Genomic DNA, 1,160 nt, shown 5'->3' with positions numbered 1-1,160 from the left:
CCACCGACGAGGGCCCCAAGACGGTGTACGCCCACCGCCCCGGACCGCCCGGTGCACCGTCCGTGGTGCTCTACGCGCATTACGACGTCGTCTCCGCGCAGGACGAAACCTCGTGGCGTACACCCCCGTTCGAGCTGACCGAACGTGAAGGGCGTTGGTACGGCCGGGGCAGTGCGGACTGCAAAGGCAACATTGTCATGCACCTCACAGCGCTGCGCGCGCTTCAGGAAGCCCTGCCGTACGAGCCCTACCCGGACATCGACCTGGCCGTCATCGTCGACGGCTGTGAGGAGCCCGGCGACGGCAGCCTCGAGAAAGTACTGCGAGCCCATCCGGACCTGCCGACGCCGGACGTGGTCGTCGTCGCCGACACGGGGAACGTCGAGTCCGGCGTCCCCACCCTCACCACCTCCCTGCGCGGCATGGCCGTAGTGGAGATCGAGCTCTCCACGCTGTCCAAAACGCTGCACTCGGGCCAGTTCGGCGGGCCCGTGCCCGACGCCATGACCGCGCTGATCCGGCTCCTGGCCACGTTGCACGACGGTCAGGGGACACCCTGTGTGCCGGGGCCCGGCGCCGGTGAGGCGGCGCCATCCCGTGCCGCCGCCGAGTACTCCGAGACGGACCTGCGCGCCGATGCCGGCGTCCTGGACGGTGTCGCGCTCATCGGCACCGGCAGCATCGCCGACCGGCTGTGGAGCCGGCCCGCCATCACCGTGCTCGCCGTGCAGTCGCCGCAGCTCGACGACGCCGTACCCGCGTTGCTGCCCTCGGCGAAAGCGCTGATCAGTGTGCGCACCCCGCCCGGTGCGGACGTGTCCCGAGTCCATGACGAACTGGCCGATCACCTGCGCCGACAGGTGCCTTGGGGTGCGCACATGGAGATCCGGCGGGTCACCAGCGGGCCGTCCTTTCTCGCCGACTCCGGGGGGCGGGCCCATGCCGAGATGCGCGACGCCCTGCGCGATGCCTTCGTCGTACCGGTCCGCGACGTGGGGGCCGGTGGCTCCATCGCCGTCTGCTCCGTCTTCCGGACGCTCTATCCGGACACCGAGATCCTCCTGTGCGGCGTCGAGGACCCGCCCTCGCAGATCCACGGCGTGGACGAGAGCGTGAGCCCGAGCGAGATCGCCTCGCTGGCCCATGCCGAAGTCCTCTTC

General features: G+C 70.5%; 1 protein-coding gene. It reads left to right on the top strand.

Annotation, left to right across the window (positions count from 1 at the left end; all coding sequences use genetic code 11):
* The coding region (locus ACFWI9_RS34600) for a M20/M25/M40 family metallo-hydrolase (protein WP_387169342.1) at nucleotides 1-1,160 on the top strand (1,160 nt) is incomplete at both ends.

The organism is Streptomyces sp. NPDC127084, assembly GCF_042724175.1.
GTDB lineage: Bacteria > Actinomycetota > Actinomycetes > Streptomycetales > Streptomycetaceae > Streptomyces.
Note: the sequence above shows the minus strand (reverse complement) of the source record. Positions and strands in the feature narration are given on the sequence as shown.